Below are 21,119 nucleotides of genomic sequence, written 5' to 3'. Positions count from 1 at the left end.
CGTTACTTCCTCTTCGACTTCTTGTCCGCGCCGTGACCGTAATAGGTACGCGTAGGCGCGAATTCACCGAACTTGTGTCCGACCATTTCTTCCGAAACCGACACCGGCACATGCTTGTTGCCGTTGTAGACGCCGAAAGTCAGACCGACAAACTGCGGCAGGATGGTGGAGCGGCGGCTCCACATCTTGATAACTTCATTACGACCGCCTTCGCGTACCTTCTCAGCCTTCTTGAGAAGATAGCCGTCGACAAACGGACCTTTCCAAACTGAACGAGCCACTTCAGACTACCTCTCTTACTTCTTGCGCTGATGGCGCGAACGCATGATGAACTTGTCGGTCGCCTTGTTCGAGCGCGTCTTCTTGCCCTTCGTAGGCTTGCCCCACGGAGTGACAGGGTGACGACCACCCGAGGTACGACCTTCACCACCACCATGCGGGTGATCGACCGGGTTCATTGCAACGCCGCGAACGTGCGGACGCTTGCCACGCCATACCGAACGACCGGCCTTGCCGTCGTTGATGTTGCCGTGGTCCGGGTTGGACACTGCGCCGACCGAAGCGAAGCAGGCACCTGGAACCAGACGCTGTTCACCGGAATTGAGGCGCAGGATGGCCATGCCCTGGTCGCGACCGACGAGCTGTGCATAGGTGCCGGCCGAACGGGCGATCTGACCGCCCTTGCCCGGCTTCAGCTCGACATTGTGGATGATCGTGCCGACCGGCATGGAAGCGAGCGGCATTGCGTTGCCCGGCTTCACGTCGACGGAATTGCCTGCAACCACCTTGTCGCCGACAGCCAGACGCTGCGGAGCCAGGATGTAGGCCAGTTCTCCGTCTTCGTAACGGATCAACGCGATGAACGCGGTGCGGTTCGGATCGTATTCCAGACGCTCCACAGTGCCGACGACGTCAAGCTTGCGGCGCTTGAAGTCGACGAAACGGTACGAACGCTTGTGACCGCCGCCCTGAAAGCGAACAGTGATACGACCGGTATTGTTGCGGCCACCCTTCTTGGACAGACCTTCGGTCAGGGACTTGACCGGCTTGCCCTTGTAGAGTTCCGAGCGGTCCACGATGACCAGCTGACGCTGGCCTGGCGTGATCGGATTAAAATGCTTGAGTGCCATTGTCTCTTACTCCATGGCCTCTCAGAGACCGGTCGAAACGTCGATGCTCTGGCCTTCGGCCAAAGTTACGATCGCTTTCTTGACGTCGCTCTGGCGCCCGATAAGGCCGCGGAACCGCTTGACCTTACCCTTGCGCACTGCAGTGTTGACTGCCGTAACCTTGACGCCGAACAGCGCTTCGACTGCAGCCTTGATTTCCGGCTTCGTTGCCTTGCGGGCGACGTTGAAGACAACCTGGTTGTGTTCGGAAACCATGGTGGACTTCTCGGTGATAACCGGGCTGACGATCACGTCGTAATGGCGAAGATCAGTCATTTGAAACGCTCCTCAAGGGCTTCGACAGCCGCCTTGGAAAGAACGAGCTTGCCGCGGCGAAGGATGTCGTAAACATTGATCCCCTGCACCGGCAGAACGTCGATGTTCGGGATGTTCGAAGCCGCGCGCTGGAAGTTCACGTCGATCTCCGCACCGCCGATGACGAGTGCATTTTCAAGACCGAGCTTGGCGAACTGCGAAACAAGCTGCTTCGTCTTGGCTTCCGTTGCAGCCAGATCATCGATGATGATCAGGTCGGATGCCTTTGCCTTTGCAGACAGGGCATGACGCAGGCCAAGAGCGCGAACCTTCTTCGGCAGGTCGTGGTCGTGCGAACGGACAACCGGTCCGTGAGCCTGACCGCCGCCGCGGAACTGCGGTGCGCGAGCCGAATGGTGACGGGCGCGGCCCGTACCCTTCTGCTTGTACATCTTGGAACCGGTGCGGCTGACGTCGCCACGGCCCTGAGCCTTGTGGGAGCCCTGCTGGCGGCGAGCCAGCTGCCAGCGCACGACGCGCTGAAGAATGTCGTCACGCGGGTCGAGGCCGAAGATTTCTTCGTTCAGCTTGACCTTGCCGGCATCCTTGCCTTCAAGAGTGGTAATCGTGAGATCCATTATTCGGCTCCCTCAGTCGCGGCAGCTTCAGCCTTCGCGGCACCTGCACGCAGAGCGGCCGGCTTCGGCGCGTTCTCAGGCAGCGAGACCTTTACCGCGTCGCGCACGATGATCCAGGCGCCCTTGGAGCCCGGAACCGCACCGCGGACCAGGATAAGGCCGCGATCGCTGTCCGTCGAGACAACTTCAATATTCTGCGTGGTTACGCGGGTCTGGCCCATGTGACCAGCCATCTTCTTGCCCTTGAACACCTTGCCCGGATCCTGACGCTGACCGGTCGAGCCGTGAGCGCGGTGGGTAATGGAGTTACCATGGGAAGCGCGATGACCGGCGAAGTTGTGACGCTTCATGACACCGGCAAAGCCCTTACCGATCGAAGTACCCGTCACATCGACCTTCTGGCCGGCGACGAAGTGTTCGGCGGTGATTTCAGCGCCGACTTCGAGGAGGTTGTCCGGCGAAACGCGGAATTCCGCGACCTTCGCCTTCGGCTCGACCTCGGCCTTCGCGAAATGACCGCGCATAGCCTTGGACGTGTTCTTTACCTTGGCGATACCAACGCCAAGCTGAACAGCCGTGTAACCGTTCTTTTCAACTGTACGCTGAGCTACCACGTGGCAATTCTCCATGCGGAGAACCGTCACCGGCACATGCTCGCCGGCGTCGTTATAGACGCGGGTCATGCCCAGCTTCTGTGCAATAACACCTGAACGCATCGGGTTCGTTCCTTCCGTCCTCAAGCCGATTAAAGCTTGATCTCGACATCGACACCGGCGGACAGATCGAGCTTCATCAGCGCGTCCACCGTCTGCGGGGTCGGGTCAACGATATCGAGAAGACGCTTGTGCGTGCGCATCTCGAACTGCTCGCGGCTCTTCTTGTCGATGTGCGGCGACCGGTTAACCGTGAACTTCTCGATCCGTGTTGGAAGCGGGATCGGTCCGCGCACATTTGCACCGGTACGCTTGGCAGTCGACACGATTTCCCGCGTCGAAGCGTCAAGGATCCGATGATCAAACGCCTTCAGGCGAATGCGGATGTTTTGACCGTTCATTTCATCTGTTCCTTGTTACGCGGAGCGTCTCCGGAGAGACGCTCCTGCACAAACCTTCATTACTCGATGATCGAGGAGACGATGCCTGCACCGACGGTGCGGCCGCCTTCACGGATAGCGAAGCGGAGCTTCTCTTCCATGGCGATCGGCACGATCAGGGTGACGTCCATGGCGACGTTGTCGCCAGGCATGACCATTTCGGTGCCGGCCGGCAGCGTGACAACACCGGTCACGTCCGTCGTGCGGAAGTAGAACTGCGGACGGTAGTTCGTGAAGAACGGCGTATGACGGCCACCTTCGTCCTTGGTCAGAATATAGGCTTCTGCCTTGAACTTGGTGTGCGGCTTCACCGAACCCGGCTTGCAGAGAACCTGGCCGCGTTCGACGTCTTCACGGCCAACGCCGCGGATCAGAGCGCCGATATTGTCGCCGGCCTGGCCCTGGTCGAGCAGCTTGCGGAACATTTCAACGCCGGTAACCGTCGTCTTCGTCGTCGTCTTGATGCCGACGATTTCAACTTCTTCACCAACCTTGACGATACCGCGCTCAACGCGACCCGTCACAACCGTACCGCGGCCCGAGATCGAGAACACGTCTTCGATCGGCATCAGGAACGGCTGGTCGATCGGACGTTCCGGGGTCGGAATGTAGCTGTCGACGGCGTCCATCAGGTTGCGGACGGCATCTTCGCCCAGTTCCTTCGAGGAATCTTCCAGAGCAGCCAGAGCCGAGCCCTTGATGATCGGAACTTCGTCGCCCGGGAAGTCGTACTTCGACAGAAGTTCGCGCACTTCCAGTTCAACCAGTTCGAGCAGTTCAGCATCGTCAACCTGGTCGCACTTGTTGAGGAACACGACGATTGCCGGAACGCCGACCTGACGGGCGAGCAGGATGTGCTCGCGGGTCTGCGGCATCGGGCCGTCAGCAGCCGAAACAACCAGGATCGCGCCGTCCATCTGGGCGGCACCGGTGATCATGTTCTTCACATAGTCGGCGTGGCCGGGGCAGTCGACGTGTGCGTAGTGACGGTTTGCGGTTTCGTACTCGACGTGCGCCGTCGAGATCGTGATGCCGCGGGCGCGCTCTTCAGGAGCGGCGTCGATCTGGTCATACGCCTTGAACTCGCCGAAAAACTTCGTGATCGCCGCCGTCAGCGACGTCTTGCCATGGTCGACGTGACCAATCGTGCCGATGTTAACGTGGGGCTTCGTACGTTCAAACTTACTCTTTGCCATTTGAGCTCTCCGTAAATTTAGCCTGCTCAGGCATTCTTTTAATTGGGAGCGTAACCTTCAGATTACGCATGTCTTTCTCCCGGAACCGGTATCCACTTCCGGGAGACATGCGCTCCGATTACGCAAACTTCTTCTGGATTTCCTGTGCGACCGCCGTCGGAACCGGCTCATAATGGTCGAACTGCATCGTGTACTGTGCACGGCCCTGGGACATCGAACGCAGCGAATTCACGTAGCCAAACATGTTGGCCAGCGGAACCATTGCATTGACGACCGTGGCGATGCCGCGGGCTTCGGTGCCGGAAATCTGACCGCGACGCGAGTTCAGATCGCCGATAACGTCGCCGACGTAATCTTCCGGCGTCACAACCTCGACCTTCATGATCGGCTCGAGGAGCTGGGCGCCAGCCTTCTGCGCACCTTCACGGAACGCTGCACGGGACGCGATTTCGAAGGCGAGAACAGACGAGTCAACGTCATGATATGCGCCGTCGATCAGGGTGGCCTTCACGCCGAGCATCGGGAAGCCAGCCAGCGGGCCTGCACCCATGACGCTTTCGATACCCTTCTGGACACCCGGAATGTATTCCTTCGGAACCGAGCCGCCGACGATCTTCGATTCGAAGATGAAATCGTCGCCTTCATGCGGTTCGAAGATGATCTTCACGCGAGCGAACTGACCCGAACCGCCCGACTGCTTCTTGTGGGTGTAATCGATTTCCGCAGCGCGGGTGATCGATTCACGGTAAGCAACCTGCGGAGCGCCGACATTGGCTTCAACCTTGAATTCGCGCTTCATGCGATCGACGAGAATGTCGAGGTGAAGTTCGCCCATGCCGGCGATGATGGTCTGACCGGATTCTTCGTCCGACTTGACGCGGAAGGAAGGATCTTCGGCAGCCAGACGGTTGAGCGCGATGCCCATCTTTTCCTGGTCGGCCTTGGTCTTCGGCTCGATGGCGATCTCGATAACCGGATCAGGGAATTCCATGCGCTCGAGGATAACCGGCTTCAGCGGATCGCAGAGCGTATCGCCAGTGGTGGTTTCCTTGAGGCCAGCCAGAGCAACGATGTCGCCTGCAAAAGCTTCGTCGATGTCTTCACGGCTGTTGGAGTGCATCTGCAGCATACGGCCGATGCGCTCACGCTTGCCCTTGACGGTGTTTTCGAGCGAAACGCCCTTGGTCAGCTTGCCCGAATAGATGCGGGCGAAGGTCAGCGAACCAACGAACGGGTCGTTCATGATCTTGAATGCCAGCATCGAAAGCGGTGCTTCATCCGACGATTCACGGGTGGTTTCGGTTTCCGTCTTGACGTCGATGCCCTTGATGGCAGGCACGTCGGTCGGAGCCGGAAGGAATTCCACAACGGCGTCGAGAAGCGGCTGAACGCCACGGTTCTTGAACGCGGTACCGCAGAGAATCGGATGGAACTTGACCTCGATGGTGCCCTTGCGGATCAGAGCGCGCAGCTCGTCATTCGTGGGCATGGTGCCTTCGAGGTAAGCTTCCATGGCGGCTTCGTCGATTTCCACGGCGAGCTCAATGAGCTTTTCGCGGTATTCTTCAGCCTGATCCTTGAGGTGATCGGGGATTTCACCAACCGTCGCAGATGCGCCGATGGTGCCATCCCAGGTCAGGGCCTTCATTTCGATCAGGTCGATGACGCCTTCGAACTCGTTTTCAGCGCCGATCGGCAGCTGAACCGGAAGAGCGACTGCACCAAGACGCGAGCCAACCATTTCCACGCAACGGTAGAAATCGGCGCCGATCTTGTCCATCTTGTTGACGAAGACCATGCGCGGGACGTGGTACTTTTCAGCCTGACGCCACACGGTTTCGGTCTGGGGTTCAACGCCGGCATTGGCGTCGAGCAGCGCGATTGCGCCGTCGAGAACGCGCAGGCTGCGTTCGACTTCGATCGTGAAGTCGACGTGACCGGGCGTGTCGATGATGTTGAAGCGGCGCTTCTTACCGTCACGGCCCTGCCAGAACGTGGTCGTAGCAGCGGAAGTGATCGTGATACCGCGTTCCTGCTCCTGCTCCATCCAGTCCATGGTCGACGCACCATCGTGGGTTTCGCCGATCTTGTGGTTCTTGCCGGTATAGAACAGGATACGCTCTGTCATCGTCGTCTTGCCGGCGTCGATGTGAGCCATGATACCGAAATTGCGGTAGTCTTCGATTTTATATTCGCGGGCCATGATAGTCGCTCTTTGAATAGGTTTCGACGATTACCAGCGGTAATGCGAGAAGGCGCGGTTGGCTTCAGCCATGCGGTGCGTGTCTTCACGCTTCTTCACAGCAGAACCACGGTTGTTGGCAGCGTCAAGCAGCTCACCGGAAAGACGATCGATCATCGTCGTCTCGTTACGGCCACGAGCAGCATTGATGAGCCAACGGATGGCAAGTGCCTGGCGGCGTTCTGGACGCACATCGACCGGAACCTGGTAGGTTGCACCGCCAACGCGGCGCGAACGGACTTCGATGTGCGGAGCTACGTTGTCGAGCGCCTGATGGAACAGCGCGACCGGCTCGGACTTGGCCTTGGCTTCGATTGCATCGAGCGCACCGTAAACGATGCTTTCGGCAACCGACTTCTTGCCATGAAGCATGACTGCATTCATGAACTTCGTGATAACGAGATCGCCGAACTTCGGATCCGGATTGATCTCACGCTTCTCAGCCTTATGGCGTCTGGACATTTCGTCTCTTCTTTCAATTACATCGGGCTCAGCTCGCCTTCCGGCGACCGGTATCCCCGGAAAATCTTACTTCGGACGCTTTGCACCGTACTTGGAGCGGCGCTGCTTGCGGTTCTTGACGCCCTGGGTGTCGAGAACGCCGCGGATGATGTGGTAACGCACACCCGGCAAGTCCTTCACACGACCGCCGCGGATCATGACGACGGAGTGCTCCTGCAGGTTATGCCCTTCACCAGGGATATAACCGATGACTTCGAAGCCGTTCGTCAGACGAACCTTGGCAACCTTACGCAGAGCCGAGTTCGGCTTCTTCGGGGTCGTCGTGTAAACGCGGGTGCAAACGCCGCGCTTCTGAGGGTTTGCCTGCAATGCAGGAACCTTATTACGCTTTACCGGCGCAATGCGCGGCTTGCGGATAAGCTGGTTTACGGTTGGCATACAACCTTCCTCTTTAAAAAATCTCGTATCCACGCCCCAAAGGGCCGTTTCACCGGCATGCTCATGCGCAAATTCGGAGTCAGCCCTCGTCAACCGGTGGCCACCCCGAACAAAAGCAGAGGAAGCTGACGCTTCATGCGAACGGCAAGTTGCATTTCGATCGTAAAACGAACCCTGTTTGAGATGAACTTCAGGACGCGTCGTCCCGAAAAAGCCTGTCTCACATCGGCTCAGATGGGCTGCTGATACGTCTTTAGCAGCCTTTCGTCAAGGGCAGCGGCTCAAGTTTCTTCAACAGAGGTCCTAAAACCGGCGTTTTGGTTGCGGCCGGACATGTTGTTGCGCCGCATTTGACGTCTATTCGCACATATTTCGCGATCAAAACCGTCATTTTCTTATGCAAGCATGGCGCAGCCACTCAGCTCAGGCTATTGAAGCACATCCGAGTCGAAACGCAACACAATATTAAGGGTTTCTCAATGTCATCCACGTCCACAACAAACGGCGACGATTCGCCAACCGTCCATCTGGTCATTGCCGATGTCTGGAACGAGGGTGAAGAATCCCCGGTCGAAGTGCACCTGCTCCTGAAATCGGATGAGAATGAAGATCTCGTCCAGACCGTTCTCAGCATTCTTGCCGAAGAAGGCTATCATGAAGCCGAACTTCTGGAGATGGGCACGCTCACCGAAGAACCGGAAGAAGAACCGCACAAGAGCGCCTGGGCGACGGCGCTTTCCGGTGAAGTCGCGCTGATCGAATTCGACGGCGACGACGAAGAGGAAGAGTAAGGATCAGAAAGAAAGTGCCGGTTCCGACCGGCTCTTTTTTATCCTGCGTTGGAAACAGAAAGGCCGCCCCGAAAGGCGGCCTTTTTCAGTTTCATATCTGCCGGTCTTATTCGGCAGCGTTGTTGGTCATGTCGACCAGCATCGCATTGGCTTCGGCAGAACCGGAAGTCTTGCGGCGCTCGTCGATAATCAGTTCGTCGCGCGCGGTTGCGATGCGACGGATCTGGTTGGTCATGCCACCGGTACCGGCCGGGATGAGACGGCCGACGATGACGTTTTCCTTCAGACCCTGCAACGTGTCCATCTTGCCGGCAACCGCAGCTTCGGTGAGAACGCGGGTCGTTTCCTGGAACGACGCCGCCGAGATGAACGAAGGCGTCTGCAGCGAAGCCTTGGTGATACCGAGGAGGACAGGGTTGCCGGAGCCCGGCTTCTTGCCTTCTTCGATAAGACGCTCGTTGATCTCTTCCAGCTCGATGCGGTCGACGTGGTCGCCCGGAATATAGCCCGTATCGCCGGATTCCGTGATTTCCACCTTCTGCAGCATCTGACGGACAATCACTTCGATGTGCTTGTCGTTGATCAAAACGCCCTGCAAGCGATAGACTTCCTGGATTTCGTTCACGAGATACGAAGCCAGAGCTTCGACGCCCTTGATCGCCAGAATGTCATGCGGCGCCGGGTTGCCGTCGAGGATGTACTCACCCTTTTCGATGACGTCGCCGTCCTGAAGATGGAACGGCTTGCCCTTCGGAATGAGATACTCGACCGGCTCGATCGTTTCGTCGTTCGGCTCGATGATGATGCGGCGCTTGTTCTTGTAGTCGCGGCCGAAGCGGACCGTACCATCGATCTCGGCGATGATGGCGTGATCCTTCGGACGACGGGCTTCGAACAGTTCGGCCACGCGCGGCAGACCGCCGGTGATGTCCTTGGTCTTGGCGCTTTCCATCGGCAGACGGGCGATAACGTCGCCGGCCTTCACATGCGCGCCGGGCTCGACCGAAAGGATCGATTCCACGGAGAGCAGGAAGCGGGCATCGCCACCCTTCGACAGTTTAAGGATCTTGCCGGCCTTGTCCTTGATGACCATGGCAGGCTTGAGATCCGAACCGCGCGGGGTCGAACGCCAGTCGATGACGACGCGCTTGGTGATGCCGGTCGACTCGTCGGCCGTTTCCGAAACCGACAGGCCATCGACGAGATCTTCGAACTCAACATAGCCTTCGACTTCGGTCATGATCGGACGGGTATACGGGTCCCACTCGGCAATGCGCTGGCCGCGCTTGACCGTGTCGCCCTCGTCCACGAACAGACGCGAACCGTAGGTCACGCGATGGACCGCACGTTCCTTGCCCGTCGCATCGAGGATCAGGACAGCCATGTTACGGCCCATCACCACGAGGTTGCCATCGGAGTTGCGAACCACATTGCGGTTGCGCAGCTTGACGGTGCCTTCATACGACGCTTCGAGATAGGAGCTGTCGACGACCTGTGCGGTGCCGCCCAGGTGGAAGGTACGCATGGTGAGCTGGGTGCCCGGCTCGCCGATCGACTGCGCGGCGATAACGCCGACCGCTTCACCCTGGTTGACCGGCGTACCGCGTGCAAGGTCGCGACCATAGCACTTGGCGCAAACGCCGTTGCGGGTTTCGCAGGTCAGGGCCGAACGGATGCGGATCGACTGGATACCGGCCTTCTCGATGATCTCGACGTCCTTTTCCTCGATCATGCGGCCGGCTTCGACGATGACTTCGCCGGTTGCCGGATGCAGGATCGGATCGAGGGCCGTGCGGCCCAGAACGCGCTGGCCGATGGAAGCCACGATCTGGCCGGCATCGACGATCGGCTGCATGGTGAGACCGATTTCGGCGCCGCAATCGACTTCCGAAATGATCGCATCCTGTGCAACGTCAACGAGACGGCGAGTCAGGTAGCCCGAATTGGCCGTCTTCAAGGCGGTGTCTGCCAGACCCTTGCGGGCGCCGTGGGTCGAGTTGAAGTACTCGTTCACGGTCAGGCCTTCCTTGAAGTTCGAGATGATCGGGGTCTCGATGATTTCACCCGACGGCTTGGCCATCAGGCCGCGCATGCCGCCAAGCTGACGCATCTGGTTGACCGAACCGCGGGCACCCGAATGCGACATCATGTAGACCGAGTTCATCTGCTTCTGGCGACCGGTCACCGGATCGAATTCGACGGCCTTCAGGCGCGCCATCATCTCTTCGGTGATCTTGTCGGTGGCCTTGCCCCAGGCGTCGACGACCTTGTTGTACTTTTCGCCCTGTGTGATCAGGCCGTCATTGTACTGCTGTTCATATTCGGTCGTGAGCGCTTCGGTGTCGGCAACGATCTTCGCCTTCGTGTCCGGAATGACCATGTCATCCTTGCCGAAGGAGATGCCCGCGCGGCAGGCATGGGCGAAGCCGAGCTGCATGATGCGATCGCAGAAGATAACCGTCTCTTTCTGACCGCAATGGCGGTAGACGTGGTCGATCATCTTGGAGATGTTCTTCTTGGTCATCTCCTGATTGCAGATGTCGAACGGCACCATGACGTTCTTCGGCAGAAGCTCGCCGATGATCATGCGGCCAGGCGTCGTGTCGTAGATCTTCGACACCGGCTTGCCTTCGGCATCGACCGACTTGAAGCGGCCCTTGATCTTGGTGTGCAGCGTGACGACCTTGTTTTCAAGCGCATGCTGCAACTCGCCCATATCGGCGAACATCATGCCCTCGCCGGGCTCCTTCTCCGCCACGATGGACAGATAATAGAGGCCGAGAACCATGTCCTGCGACGGAACGATGATCGGCGCGCCGTTGGCCGGATGCAGGATGTTGTTGGTCGACATCATCAGCACGCGGGCTTCAAGCTGGGCTTCAAGCGACAGCGGAACGTGGACGGCCATCTGGTCGCCGTCGAAGTCGGCGTTGAACGCTGTACAGACGAGCGGATGCAGCTGGATGGCCTTGCCTTCGATCAGGGTGGGTTCGAAGGCCTGGATGCCCAGACGGTGCAGCGTCGGCGCGCGGTTGAGCAGCACCGGATGCTCGCGGATCACTTCATCGAGGATATCCCAGACTTCCGGACGTTCCTTTTCAACCAGCTTCTTTGCCTGCTTGACGGTCGAGGAGTAACCCTTGGCGTCAAGGCGGGCATAGATGAACGGCTTGAACAGTTCGAGCGCCATCTTCTTCGGCAGGCCGCACTGGTGCAGCTTGAGTTCCGGGCCGGTCACGATGACCGAACGACCGGAATAGTCGACGCGCTTGCCGAGCAGGTTCTGACGGAAGCGGCCCTGCTTGCCCTTGAGCATGTCGGACAGCGACTTCAGCGGACGCTTGTTGGCGCCGGTGATGACGCGGCCGCGACGGCCGTTATCGAACAGCGCATCGACAGCTTCCTGCAGCATGCGCTTTTCGTTGCGGATGATGATGCCCGGCGCGCGCAGTTCGATCAGGCGCTTCAGACGATTGTTGCGGTTGATGACGCGGCGATAGAGATCGTTCAGATCCGACGTCGCGAAACGACCGCCATCCAGCGGCACGAGCGGGCGCAGGTCCGGCGGGATCACCGGAACGATCTTCATGATCATCCATTCCGGGCGGTTTCCCGACTCCAGGAAGTTCTCGACGATCTTCAGACGCTTCATAAGCTTCTTCTGCTTCAGGTCCGAGGTCGTCTCGGCCAGATCGACGCGCAGGTCGGCGGCGATCTTTTCGAGTTCCATCGAAGCCAGAAGCTCATAGATAGCTTCAGCGCCGATCAGGGCCGTGAACTGATCTTCGCCGAATTCATCGACGGCGATCATATATTCCTCTTCCGAAAGAAGCTGATGCTCCTTCAGCGAGGTCAGGCCCGGTTCGGTGACAATGTAGTTCTCGAAGTACAGGACGCGCTCGATATCCTTGAGCGTCATGTCCAGCAGCGTGCCGATGCGGCTTGGCAGCGACTTCAGGAACCAGATGTGGGCAACCGGGGCAGCGAGTTCGATATGGCCCATGCGCTCGCGGCGAACGCGCGAGAGCGTGACTTCCACGCCGCATTTTTCGCAGATGATGCCCTTGTATTTCATACGCTTGTACTTGCCGCACAAGCATTCATAGTCCTTGATCGGGCCGAAGATGCGCGCGCAGAAGAGACCATCGCGTTCAGGCTTGAACGTACGGTAGTTGATCGTCTCCGGCTTCTTGATCTCGCCGTATGACCAGGACAGAATCTTCTCAGGGCTGGCAATCGAGATTCTGATGGAATCGAACGTCTGTGCCGGAGCCTGAGGATTGAAAAGATTCATGACCTCTTGGTTCATGCCGTTCTCCTTGAGGGCGATCCGTCGCCCTGTGTCGTCGATGACAAGCTGAAAACCCTTGCCATCCTGAAAAGAAATCGCGGTATTATTCAGTTCTTAACTGACAATACGGGCGCGCCACGGCGATACCATGGCGCGCCTCGATGTTTATTCCGCCGCGTCCGGCAGGGCTGGCTGTTCCGCGTCGCGCGTATCGTCCAGCTCGACATTGAGGCCGAGCGAACGCATTTCCTTGACGAGAACGTTGAAGCTCTCCGGAATGCCCGCTTCGAACGTGTCGTCGCCGCGCACGATCGCTTCGTAGACCTTGGTACGGCCCGCAACGTCGTCCGACTTGACGGTCAGCATTTCCTGCAGCGTGTAGGCCGCACCATATGCTTCCAGAGCCCAGACCTCCATTTCGCCGAAGCGCTGGCCGCCGAACTGGGCCTTGCCGCCCAGAGGCTGCTGCGTGACGAGCGAGTAAGGTCCGATCGAACGCGCGTGGATCTTGTCGTCGACCAGGTGGTGGAGCTTCAGCATATAGATGTAGCCCATGGTCACCTGACGGTCGAACGGCTCACCCGTACGGCCATCGTAAAGCGTCGACTGACCCGACGTTGCAAGTCCGGCATCCGTCAGCATCGCATTGATGTCGGCTTCCACCGCACCGTCGAAGACCGGCGTTGCGATCGACACGCCGCGCTTCACCTGGTTGGCCAGCATGAGGACGGAATCGTCGTCATAAGACCGGACCGGCTCGTTGCGGTCGTTGTCGGGATAGATGTGCTCCAGCGTTTCGCGCAGCGGCTGGATATTGGCCGTCTTGCGATAAACGTCGATGAGCTCACCGATCTTCTTGCCCATGCCGGCACATGCCCAGCCGAGGTGGGTTTCCAGAATCTGGCCCACATTCATGCGGCTTGGAACGCCGAGCGGGTTCAACACGATGTCGGCATGCGTACCGTCTTCGAGGAACGGCATGTCTTCCACCGGCAGAATGCGCGAAACCACACCCTTGTTGCCGTGACGGCCAGCCATCTTGTCGCCTGGCTGGATCTTGCGCTTCACAGCGACAAAGACCTTGACCATCTTCATGACGCCCGGAGGCATCTCGTCGCCGCGCTGTACCTTTTCGACCTTGTCCATGAAGCGTGCTTCGAGCAGCTTCTTGGAATCGTCGTACTGGCTGCGGAGCGCTTCGAGTTCGCCCTGGAGCTTCTCGTCGTCGACGGCGAACTGCCACCACTGCGACCGCGGATATTCGGTCATCAGTTCACGGGTGATCGCCGTGCCCTTCTTGAAGCCCTTCGGACCGGCTGCGGCAACCTTGCCATCGATCATGTCGGCCAGACGGCCATAGACGTTGCGGTCCAGGATCGCCTGTTCGTCGTCACGGTCCTTGGCGAGACGCTCGATTTCCTCGCGCTCGATCGCCATGGCGCGTTCGTCCTTTTCAACGCCGTGGCGATTGAAAACGCGAACTTCCACAACCGTACCGTAGGTTCCGGGCGGCATGCGCATGGAGGTGTCGCGGACATCCGATGCCTTTTCACCGAAGATGGCGCGCAGAAGCTTTTCTTCCGGCGTCATCGGGCTTTCGCCCTTCGGCGTGATCTTGCCGACGAGAATGTCGCCAGGATGCACTTCGGCACCGATATAGACGATACCGGCTTCGTCGAGGTTTTTCAGCGCTTCTTCCGAAACGTTCGGAATATCGCGGGTGATTTCCTCAGGTCCAAGCTTGGTGTCGCGGGCGGCAACTTCGAATTCCTCGATATGGATCGAGGTGAACACGTCGTCCGAAACGATCTTCTCGGAAAGAAGGATCGAATCTTCGTAGTTGTAGCCGTTCCACGGCATGAACGCGACGAGCACGTTGCGGCCGAGAGCCAGATCGCCCAGATCCGTCGACGGACCGTCGGCGATGATGTCACCCTTATGGATGCGATCGCCAACGCGCACGAGCGGACGCTGGTTGATGCAGGTGTTCTGGTTCGAACGCTGGAACTTCATCAGGCGATAGATATCGACGCCCGACTTGGACGGATCGAGATCTTCGGTCGCACGGATGACGATACGCGTTGCATCGACCTGATCGACGATACCGCCGCGGCGCGCCGCAATGGCGGCGCCGGAATCGCGGGCGACGATCGGTTCCATGCCCGTGCCGACGAACGGCGCTTCAGCGCGCACGAGCGGCACAGCCTGACGCTGCATGTTCGAGCCCATGAGAGCGCGGTTGGCGTCGTCGTTTTCCAGGAACGGGATGAGAGCCGCGGCAACCGAAACGAGCTGCTTCGGCGACACGTCCATCAGGTCCACGTTTTCACGCGGCGCCATCATCACTTCGCCCGCATGACGGCAGATGACGAATTCGTCAACGAAACCGCCCTGCTCGTCCAGCTCGACGTTAGCCTGCGCGACCGAGTGCTTGGCTTCTTCCATGGCCGACAGATAGACAACGTCGTTCGTCACCTTGCCGTCGACAACCTTGCGGTACGGGCTTTCGATGAAGCCGTACTTGTTGACGCGGGCAAAGGTTGCGAGCGAGTTGATGAGACCGATATTCGGGCCTTCCGGCGTTTCGATCGGGCAGATACGGCCATAATGGGTCGGATGCACGTCGCGGACTTCGAAGCCGGCGCGCTCGCGGGTCAGACCGCCCGGTCCAAGAGCCGAAAGACGGCGCTTGTGGGTGATCTCCGAAAGCGGGTTGGTCTGGTCCATGAACTGCGACAGCTGCGAGGAGCCGAAGAACTCGCGCACGGCAGCGGCTGCCGGCTTCGCGTTGATCAGGTCCTGCGGCATGACCGTGTCGATCTCGATCGAGGACATGCGTTCCTTGATCGCGCGCTCCATGCGCAGCAGACCGACGCGATACTGATTTTCCATCAGTTCGCCGACCGAACGCACGCGGCGGTTGCCGAGATTGTCGATATCGTCGATTTCGCCGCGACCGTCGCGCAGTTCCACCAGCATCTTGACCACGGCCAGGATGTCTTCCTTGCGCAGGACGCGCACGGTGTCTTCCGCGTCGAGGTCCAGACGCATGTTCATCTTGACGCGGCCGACGGCCGAAAGATCGTAGCGCTCGGCATCGAAGAACAGCGAATTGAACATCGCCTCGGCGGAATCCATCGTGGGCGGCTCGCCCGGACGCATGACGCGATAGATGTCGAACAGGGCTTCCTGGCGGCTCTCGTTCTTGTCGACAGCCAGCGTGTTGCGGATATAGGCGCCGATATTGACATGGTCGATATCGAGAACGTTGATTTCCGTTTCGCCGGTGTCGATCAGGGTCTTGAGGACCTTCTCGTCGATTTCGTCACCGGCTTCGAGATAGATCTCGCCGGTTGCGTAATTGACGACATCTTCCGCAAGATAGGAGCCGAACAGATCGTCTTCCGTCGCCTTGATGGCCTTGAGGCCCTTTTCGGCAAGCTGCTTGGCCGAACGGGCGGTCAGCTTCTTGCCGGCTTCCAGAACGACTTCGCCGGTGTCCGCATCGACGAGATCGGAGATGATCTTCATGCCCTTGAAGCGGTCAGCCGAATAGGGAATGCGCCAGTTGTCGCCGTCACGCGTATAGGTGACGGTCTTGTAGAACGTCGACAGAATGTCTTCGCCGTCCATGCCAAGCGCCATCAGCAGCGTCGTTGCCGGCAGCTTGCGGCGGCGGTCGATGCGCGCATAGACGATGTCCTTGGAATCGAATTCGATATCGAGCCAGGAACCGCGATAAGGGATGACGCGAGCCGCGAACAGGAGCTTGCCCGACGAATGGGTCTTGCCCTTGTCATGATCGAAGAAGACGCCCGGCGAACGGTGCATCTGCGAAACGATCACGCGCTCGGTGCCGTTGACGATGAAGGTGCCGTTGTCGGTCATGAGCGGCATATCGCCCATGTAGACATCCTGCTCCTTGATGTCCTTGATCGACTTCGCACCGGTATCTTCGTCAATATCGAACACGATAAGACGCAGCGTCACCTTGAGCGGCGCCGAATAGGTCAAGTCGCGCTGGCGGCATTCGTCAACGTCGAACTTCGGTGGATCGAATTCGTAACGGACGAATTCGAGCATGGAAGCGCCGGAGAAATCCTGGATAGGGAAAACAGACTTGAAAACCGCCTGCAAACCCTCGTCAGGACGCCCGCCGGATGGTTCTTCAACCATAAGGAACTGGTCGTAAGACGCCTTCTGAACCTCGATAAGGTTCGGCATCTCGGCGACCTCTGGGATCTTGCCGAAAAATTTGCGTACGCGCTTGCGACCATTGAAAGAATGGGTCTGAGCCATCGTCGCTCCTCGTTCTATAGCCTTGCGGCTTGCTCACGCCTTGCGGCCTTTATCATCGCCGCCTTTCAGCGGTCCTTCGAGCACACAGTCCTTCAGATCGGCCCCTTCAGATCGGATGGATCGAAAAGGATCATGTGCAAACTTTCCGGAGCAGCCTTTGGCATCGTTGCCGATGCGCGGCGCTCTTAACGGGCTAAAACCCGTTTCCTGAAAGCCGTTCCGGCACTCAGGAAAAGGGTTCCAGTCAACCGACCCACCGGGAAAGTCCGGCGGGAACTGGCGGATGGAAAACCATCCGCCAGAAGTGTCCGAACTTACTTGAGTTCGACCTTGGCGCCAGCAGCTTCGAGCTGTGCCTTGATCTTCTCAGCTTCGTCCTTCGAAGCGCCTTCCTTGACAGCCTTCGGAGCGCCTTCGACCAGGTCCTTGGCTTCCTTGAGGCCGAGACCGGTGATTGCGCGCACTTCCTTGATCACGTTGATCTTGTTAGCGCCGCCGTCAGCGAGAACGACGTCGAATTCGGTCTTTTCTTCTGCAGCAGCAGCAGGGGCAGCGCCACCGGCAGCAGCAACAGCGACCGGAGCAGCAGCCGAAACGCCCCACTTCTCTTCGAGAAGCTTGGACAGCTCAGCGGCTTCCAGAACGGTCAGGGCCGAAAGGTCTTCAACGATCTTTGCGAGATCAGCCATTTTTGTACTTCCTATTATAAAGGTTTGAACTGTTGACAGCGAGAAACGGCCTTAAGCCGCCTCGTTCTTCCGGGCGTGCGCGCCGATAACGCGGGCGATCTGGCCCGCCGGAGCGCTGGTAAGTACTGCAAGACGCTGGGCCGGGGTCTGGATCATACCAACCAGCTTTGCGCGCAGTTCGTCGAGCGACGGGAGCGAAGCAAGCGACTTGACGCCTTCGGCGTTAAGCGTCGTTGCACCCATTGCACCGCCGAGGATAACGAGCTTGTCGTTGGCCTTGGCGAATTCGACGGCTACTTTCGGAGCGGTGATCGGATCGTTTGCATAAGCAACGACCGTCTGACCCGTAAACAGGTCAGCAATACCTTCCGATTCCGTGCCCTGAAGAGCGATTTTGGCAAGGCGGTTTTTCGCGACTTTAACGGACCCACCTGCATCACGCATCTTCGAGCGAAGATCGCTCATCTGCGCAACGGTGAGACCGGTATAGTGGGCCACGACGACCGAACCGGACTCTTTGAAAGCGCCGTTCAGCCACGCGACAAATTCGCGCTTTTCCGCTCTATCCACTGTCTCTCTCCAGTTGACAGGACAACATATGCCCTGCCGGGTTGCCTTTGCCGGACAAACTTCACAGCCGGTCCGACGTTCGAGGATCCTGTCCCCTTCAGCTCCGCCTGCGAACAGGCTTCACTCAAAGGCAACTACGGTTCAAACCTTGCATGCACATTCGTGCGAAACAGGGTTATTCCACGTCTCATGCAGGCCATATGTTTAAGGATTATCACCCGAAGATGATGATCCGCCTGCAATCTCGGACAGGATAACCGGATTTTCATCCGGCTATCCGGATCTTGCGATCCGGAATTCTTGCCTTTCGCCCTGCATCGCAGAACTGGCTGGCGGCCATGCCTCCCCATCGGAAAGGCTTGGGCCCCGGCGAACCGGAGCCCTGAAAACTTAGGCGACGACCTTGACGGTTGCCGGATCGACCTTGACGCCAACGCCCATGGTCGAGGAAATCGACACGCGCTTGACGTATTCACCCTTGGCAGCCGACGGCTTTGCCTTGATGACGGCGTCTGCGAAAGCCTTGATGTTTTCTTCGAGCTTGGCATTGTCGAAGGAGACCTTGCCGATGCCGGCATGGATGATACCAGCCTTCTCGACGCGGAACTCGACTGCACCGCCCTTGGAAGCAGCAACAGCGGCTGCGACGTCGGTGGTGACGGTGCCGACCTTCGGGTTCGGCATCATGCCGCGGGGGCCGAGAACCTTACCGAGACGGCCAACGAGCGGCATCATGTCCGGGGTTGCAATGCAGCGATCGAAGTCGATCTTGCCGCCATTGACGATTTCGAACAGGTCTTCCGCACCGACGATGTCGGCGCCGGCCTTCTTGGCTTCCTCAGCCTTGTCGCCGCGGGCGAAAACAGCAACGCGAACCGTGCGGCCCGTGCCGTTCGGCAGGTTGACGACGCCGCGGACCATCTGGTCGGCATGGCGCGGATCGACGCCGAGATTCATCGCGATCTCGATGGTTTCATCGAACTTGGCGACAGCACGTTCCTTGACGAGGCCGATGGCAGCCGACAGATCGTACAGCTTGTTGCGATCGACGCCTTCGCGGATCTTGTTAATGCGCTTGGAAATCTTCGCCATCGTCTCAGCCCACCACTTCCAGGCCCATCGAACGGGCAGAACCTTCGATCATGCGCATCGCTGCTTCAATGTCAGCGGCGTTCAGATCCTTCATCTTCGCTTCAGCGATCGTGCGGACCTTGTCGCGCGTGATCGTGCCGGCGCTTGCCTTGCCCGGCGTCTTCGAACCGGACTTGAGGTTGGCGGCCTTCTTGAGGAAGTAAGTCACCGGAGGCGTCTTCATCACAAAAGTGAAGGACTTGTCCTGGTAATAGGTGATCACGACCGGAATCGGCGAACCCTTTTCCATGTCCTGCGAGGCAGCGTTGAACGCCTTGCAGAATTCCATGATGTTGATGCCGCGCTGACCCAGGGCCGGACCGATCGGGGGCGACGGATTGGCCGCACCTGCCGCTACCTGGAGCTTCAGCTGGCCTGCAATTTTCTTAGCCATTGCTTTCTGCCTTCATAATTTGCCGGACAATCCGGCTTTCTCGATTCATGCCGGAAAATCCGGCTCTCGACTGACGCCAGTTCAACTGGCGGGCAGTTCGGTGGTCCGGAGATCGACGGCCGGCTAAGCCGCCTTCCCTTCCACCATGTTCACCCGGCCCGAAACCCGGCCCGGATGAAGCCCTTGCGGGCCAAACGATCAGAGCTTGTCGACCTGACCGTATTCCAGATCCACGGGCGTTGCGCGCCCGAAGATGGAAACCTCGACCTTGAGACGCGCGCGCTCTTCATCGACTTCCTGAACGATGCCGTTGAACGAGGCGAACGGACCGTCGGAAACGCGAACGTTTTCACCGATCTCGAAGGATACCGACGTCTTCGGACGTTCGACGCCATCCTGAACCTGGTTCAGAATCTGGTCGACTTCCTTCTGGGAAACCGGAACCGGCTTGGAATCACCAAGGAAACCAGTGACTTTCGGCGTATTCTTGATAAGCGAAAAGACGGCGTCGGTCAGGTTTGCGCGAACCAGCACATAGCCCGGAAAGAACTTGCGCTCTGCGTCCACCTTGCGGCCGCGGCGCACTTCAACGATCTTCTCGGTCGGCACGACGATCTGTTCGATCAGCTCGGACAGACCCTTCTGCTTTGCCTTGGCCTCGATATCCTCGGCGACCTTCTTTTCGAAATTGGAATAGGCATGAACGATGTACCAGCGCGCCGTCATCTAAAAACTCCCCAATCCTGACTTATCGACCAAGGCCGAGAATAAATTCCACGCCATAGGCCATAAGCTGGTCGGCAAGAAAAAAGAATGCAGCAGCCAGAAACGCCATGATCACCACCATGATGGTGGAGATGACCGTTTCACGCCGGGTCGGCCAGGTTACTTTCGCCGTTTCGGCGCGTACCTGCTGAAAAAAGGTGATCGGATTCGTCTTGGATGCCATCTGCCGCTCTGTCATTGATCCGGCGCTCTCTCCAGACCCGCCCGTCGAAACGAATCAAAAGCCTGAAGTCACGCGTATACGGCACGCAAAGCTGTAATATCAGCCCCACGCGCCGCGTGTCTGTTGACGCTACATAGAATCGATTCCCCAAAAAAACAAGCCCAAAGGTTAAAAGAATACCATACAGGCTTATCGGAAATCCGATCCTTGCGAATATCACTCGGCGCACCATCCAATCGTGCGGCGGCGATCCTTCCCCGTCCGGCCAACAAATCCGACGGGGAATTATCATTTTCGACGGCGTCGCCGAACTGAAACCGGCGCCATCATCGAAAAGGCAGGGCGGCATCGATTGCCGCCCGGATCATCATATAGAAAACGGGCGCCCACAGTCAAGCCATGAGCACCCGTTCCGAAATGGCAGGGGCAGCAGGGTTCGAACCCGCGACCTACGGTTTTGGAGACCGTCGCTCTACCAACTGAGCTATACCCCTATGCGGCATTTACAATGC

At 58.6% G+C, this 21,119-nt stretch carries 19 protein-coding genes and 1 tRNA gene; 1 reads left to right on the top strand and 19 read right to left on the bottom strand.

Translation table 11 applies throughout. The features are described 5' to 3' along the window. Positions 1-2: 2 nt before the first annotated feature. From rpsS to rpsL, 10 genes are all read right to left on the bottom strand, one after another. Positions 3-281 (bottom strand): 30S ribosomal protein S19, encoded by a 279-nt coding sequence (gene rpsS, locus AVM02_RS04510; protein ID WP_006467026.1) that lies wholly within the window; start codon positions 279-281, stop codon positions 3-5. 15 nt (positions 282-296) lie between these two features. After that, positions 297-1,130 carry a 50S ribosomal protein L2 gene (rplB, locus tag AVM02_RS04505; protein WP_112591563.1) on the bottom strand — a complete coding sequence of 278 codons (834 nt, stop codon included), beginning with the start codon at positions 1,128-1,130 and terminating at the stop codon, positions 297-299. A gap of 21 nt (positions 1,131-1,151) precedes the next feature. Beyond that, positions 1,152-1,445, bottom strand: coding sequence for a 50S ribosomal protein L23 (locus tag AVM02_RS04500; protein ID WP_006467028.1), 294 nt, complete (start codon positions 1,443-1,445; stop codon positions 1,152-1,154). Then, positions 1,442-2,062, bottom strand: a complete 621-nt coding sequence (gene rplD, locus AVM02_RS04495) for a 50S ribosomal protein L4 (protein ID WP_411505813.1) — start codon at positions 2,060-2,062, stop codon at positions 1,442-1,444. The genes AVM02_RS04500 and rplD overlap by 4 nt, the downstream gene beginning before the upstream one ends. Next, the gene (rplC, locus tag AVM02_RS04490) at positions 2,062-2,778 is read right to left on the bottom strand and encodes a 50S ribosomal protein L3 (protein WP_139976078.1); all 717 of its coding nucleotides are present in this window, start codon (positions 2,776-2,778) and stop codon (positions 2,062-2,064) included. The genes rplD and rplC overlap by 1 nt, the downstream gene beginning before the upstream one ends. 29 nt (positions 2,779-2,807) lie before the next feature. Continuing rightward, positions 2,808-3,116, bottom strand: a complete 309-nt coding sequence (gene rpsJ / locus AVM02_RS04485) for a 30S ribosomal protein S10 (RefSeq protein ID WP_002964363.1) — start codon at positions 3,114-3,116, stop codon at positions 2,808-2,810. A gap of 59 nt (positions 3,117-3,175) precedes the next feature. Further along, positions 3,176-4,351: an elongation factor Tu gene (gene tuf, locus AVM02_RS04480; protein ID WP_411505812.1), complete on the bottom strand. Its 1,176-nt coding sequence runs from the start codon at positions 4,349-4,351 to the stop codon at positions 3,176-3,178. Positions 4,352-4,469: 118 nt separating this feature from the next. After that, on the bottom strand, positions 4,470-6,554 hold the full coding sequence (gene fusA / locus AVM02_RS04475; RefSeq protein ID WP_411505811.1) for an elongation factor G: 2,085 nt from the start codon (positions 6,552-6,554) through the stop codon (positions 4,470-4,472). A 30-nt stretch (positions 6,555-6,584) separates the two neighbouring features. Then, positions 6,585-7,055 carry a 30S ribosomal protein S7 gene (gene rpsG / locus AVM02_RS04470; RefSeq protein ID WP_006467033.1) on the bottom strand — a complete coding sequence of 157 codons (471 nt, stop codon included), beginning with the start codon at positions 7,053-7,055 and terminating at the stop codon, positions 6,585-6,587. Between the two features lie 66 nt (positions 7,056-7,121). After that, positions 7,122-7,493 carry a 30S ribosomal protein S12 gene (rpsL, locus tag AVM02_RS04465; RefSeq protein ID WP_006471111.1) on the bottom strand — a complete coding sequence of 124 codons (372 nt, stop codon included), beginning with the start codon at positions 7,491-7,493 and terminating at the stop codon, positions 7,122-7,124. 479 nt (positions 7,494-7,972) lie between these two features. Between rpsL and AVM02_RS04460 the strand changes: the two genes are divergently transcribed. Then, the gene (locus tag AVM02_RS04460) at positions 7,973-8,284 is read left to right on the top strand and encodes a hypothetical protein (protein WP_411505810.1); all 312 of its coding nucleotides are present in this window, start codon (positions 7,973-7,975) and stop codon (positions 8,282-8,284) included. Positions 8,285-8,390: 106 nt separating this feature from the next. Here AVM02_RS04460 and rpoC read toward each other — a convergent pair whose 3' ends face one another. The 9 genes from rpoC to AVM02_RS04415 form a co-directional block, all read right to left on the bottom strand. Then, positions 8,391-12,593: a DNA-directed RNA polymerase subunit beta' gene (gene rpoC / locus AVM02_RS04455; RefSeq protein WP_411505809.1), complete on the bottom strand. Its 4,203-nt coding sequence runs from the start codon at positions 12,591-12,593 to the stop codon at positions 8,391-8,393. A 147-nt stretch (positions 12,594-12,740) separates the two neighbouring features. Beyond that, a complete protein-coding gene (gene rpoB, locus AVM02_RS04450) occupies positions 12,741-16,874 on the bottom strand; it encodes a DNA-directed RNA polymerase subunit beta (protein ID WP_411505808.1) in 4,134 nt (1,377 codons plus the stop codon). Positions 16,875-17,188: 314 nt separating this feature from the next. Continuing rightward, the gene (gene rplL, locus AVM02_RS04445; RefSeq protein WP_006467038.1) at positions 17,189-17,563 is read right to left on the bottom strand and encodes a 50S ribosomal protein L7/L12; all 375 of its coding nucleotides are present in this window, start codon (positions 17,561-17,563) and stop codon (positions 17,189-17,191) included. 51 nt (positions 17,564-17,614) lie between these two features. Continuing rightward, entirely contained in the window at positions 17,615-18,133 is a 519-nt protein-coding gene (gene rplJ / locus AVM02_RS04440; RefSeq protein WP_411505807.1) for a 50S ribosomal protein L10, read from the bottom strand. A gap of 390 nt (positions 18,134-18,523) precedes the next feature. Next, positions 18,524-19,225, bottom strand: a complete 702-nt coding sequence (gene rplA / locus AVM02_RS04435; protein ID WP_411505806.1) for a 50S ribosomal protein L1 — start codon at positions 19,223-19,225, stop codon at positions 18,524-18,526. A gap of 4 nt (positions 19,226-19,229) precedes the next feature. Then, on the bottom strand, positions 19,230-19,658 hold the full coding sequence (gene rplK / locus AVM02_RS04430; RefSeq protein WP_411505805.1) for a 50S ribosomal protein L11: 429 nt from the start codon (positions 19,656-19,658) through the stop codon (positions 19,230-19,232). A gap of 198 nt (positions 19,659-19,856) precedes the next feature. Then, positions 19,857-20,384, bottom strand: a complete 528-nt coding sequence (nusG, locus tag AVM02_RS04425) for a transcription termination/antitermination protein NusG (protein WP_411505804.1) — start codon at positions 20,382-20,384, stop codon at positions 19,857-19,859. A 22-nt stretch (positions 20,385-20,406) separates the two neighbouring features. Then, complete coding sequence (gene secE / locus AVM02_RS04420) at positions 20,407-20,607, bottom strand: preprotein translocase subunit SecE (protein WP_002964376.1); 201 nt, start codon at positions 20,605-20,607, stop codon at positions 20,407-20,409. A gap of 418 nt (positions 20,608-21,025) precedes the next feature. Beyond that, positions 21,026-21,101, bottom strand: a tRNA-Trp gene (locus tag AVM02_RS04415). Between the last annotated feature and the right edge of the window lie 18 nt (positions 21,102-21,119).

The organism is Brucella anthropi, from assembly GCF_046630315.1.
In the GTDB taxonomy this organism is placed as follows: Bacteria; Pseudomonadota; Alphaproteobacteria; order Rhizobiales; family Rhizobiaceae; genus Brucella; species Brucella anthropi_A.
The sequence above is the reverse complement of the archived record's forward strand: the minus strand, read 5'-3'. Positions and strand labels throughout refer to the sequence as shown.

Coding starts and splice junctions, on each gene's coding strand:
- rplB (WP_112591563.1), bottom strand. CDS start 1,130: ATGGCACTCAAGCATTTTAATCCGATCACGCCAGGCCAGCGTCAGCTG.
- AVM02_RS04500 (WP_006467028.1), bottom strand. CDS start 1,445: ATGACTGATCTTCGCCATTACGACGTGATCGTCAGCCCGGTTATCACC.
- rplD (WP_411505813.1), bottom strand. CDS start 2,062: ATGGATCTCACGATTACCACTCTTGAAGGCAAGGATGCCGGCAAGGTC.
- rplC (WP_139976078.1), bottom strand. CDS start 2,778: ATGCGTTCAGGTGTTATTGCACAGAAGCTGGGCATGACCCGCGTCTAT.
- rpsJ (WP_002964363.1), bottom strand. CDS start 3,116: ATGAACGGTCAAAACATCCGCATTCGCCTGAAGGCGTTTGATCATCGG.
- tuf (WP_411505812.1), bottom strand. CDS start 4,351: ATGGCAAAGAGTAAGTTTGAACGTACGAAGCCCCACGTTAACATCGGC.
- fusA (WP_411505811.1), bottom strand. CDS start 6,554: ATGGCCCGCGAATATAAAATCGAAGACTACCGCAATTTCGGTATCATG.
- rpsG (WP_006467033.1), bottom strand. CDS start 7,055: ATGTCCAGACGCCATAAGGCTGAGAAGCGTGAGATCAATCCGGATCCG.
- rpsL (WP_006471111.1), bottom strand. CDS start 7,493: ATGCCAACCGTAAACCAGCTTATCCGCAAGCCGCGCATTGCGCCGGTA.
- AVM02_RS04460 (WP_411505810.1), top strand. CDS start 7,973: ATGTCATCCACGTCCACAACAAACGGCGACGATTCGCCAACCGTCCAT.
- rpoC (WP_411505809.1), bottom strand. CDS start 12,593: ATGAACCAAGAGGTCATGAATCTTTTCAATCCTCAGGCTCCGGCACAG.
- rpoB (WP_411505808.1), bottom strand. CDS start 16,874: ATGGCTCAGACCCATTCTTTCAATGGTCGCAAGCGCGTACGCAAATTT.
- rplL (WP_006467038.1), bottom strand. CDS start 17,563: ATGGCTGATCTCGCAAAGATCGTTGAAGACCTTTCGGCCCTGACCGTT.
- rplA (WP_411505806.1), bottom strand. CDS start 19,225: ATGGCGAAGATTTCCAAGCGCATTAACAAGATCCGCGAAGGCGTCGAT.
- rplK (WP_411505805.1), bottom strand. CDS start 19,658: ATGGCTAAGAAAATTGCAGGCCAGCTGAAGCTCCAGGTAGCGGCAGGT.
- nusG (WP_411505804.1), bottom strand. CDS start 20,384: ATGACGGCGCGCTGGTACATCGTTCATGCCTATTCCAATTTCGAAAAG.
- secE (WP_002964376.1), bottom strand. CDS start 20,607: ATGGCATCCAAGACGAATCCGATCACCTTTTTTCAGCAGGTACGCGCC.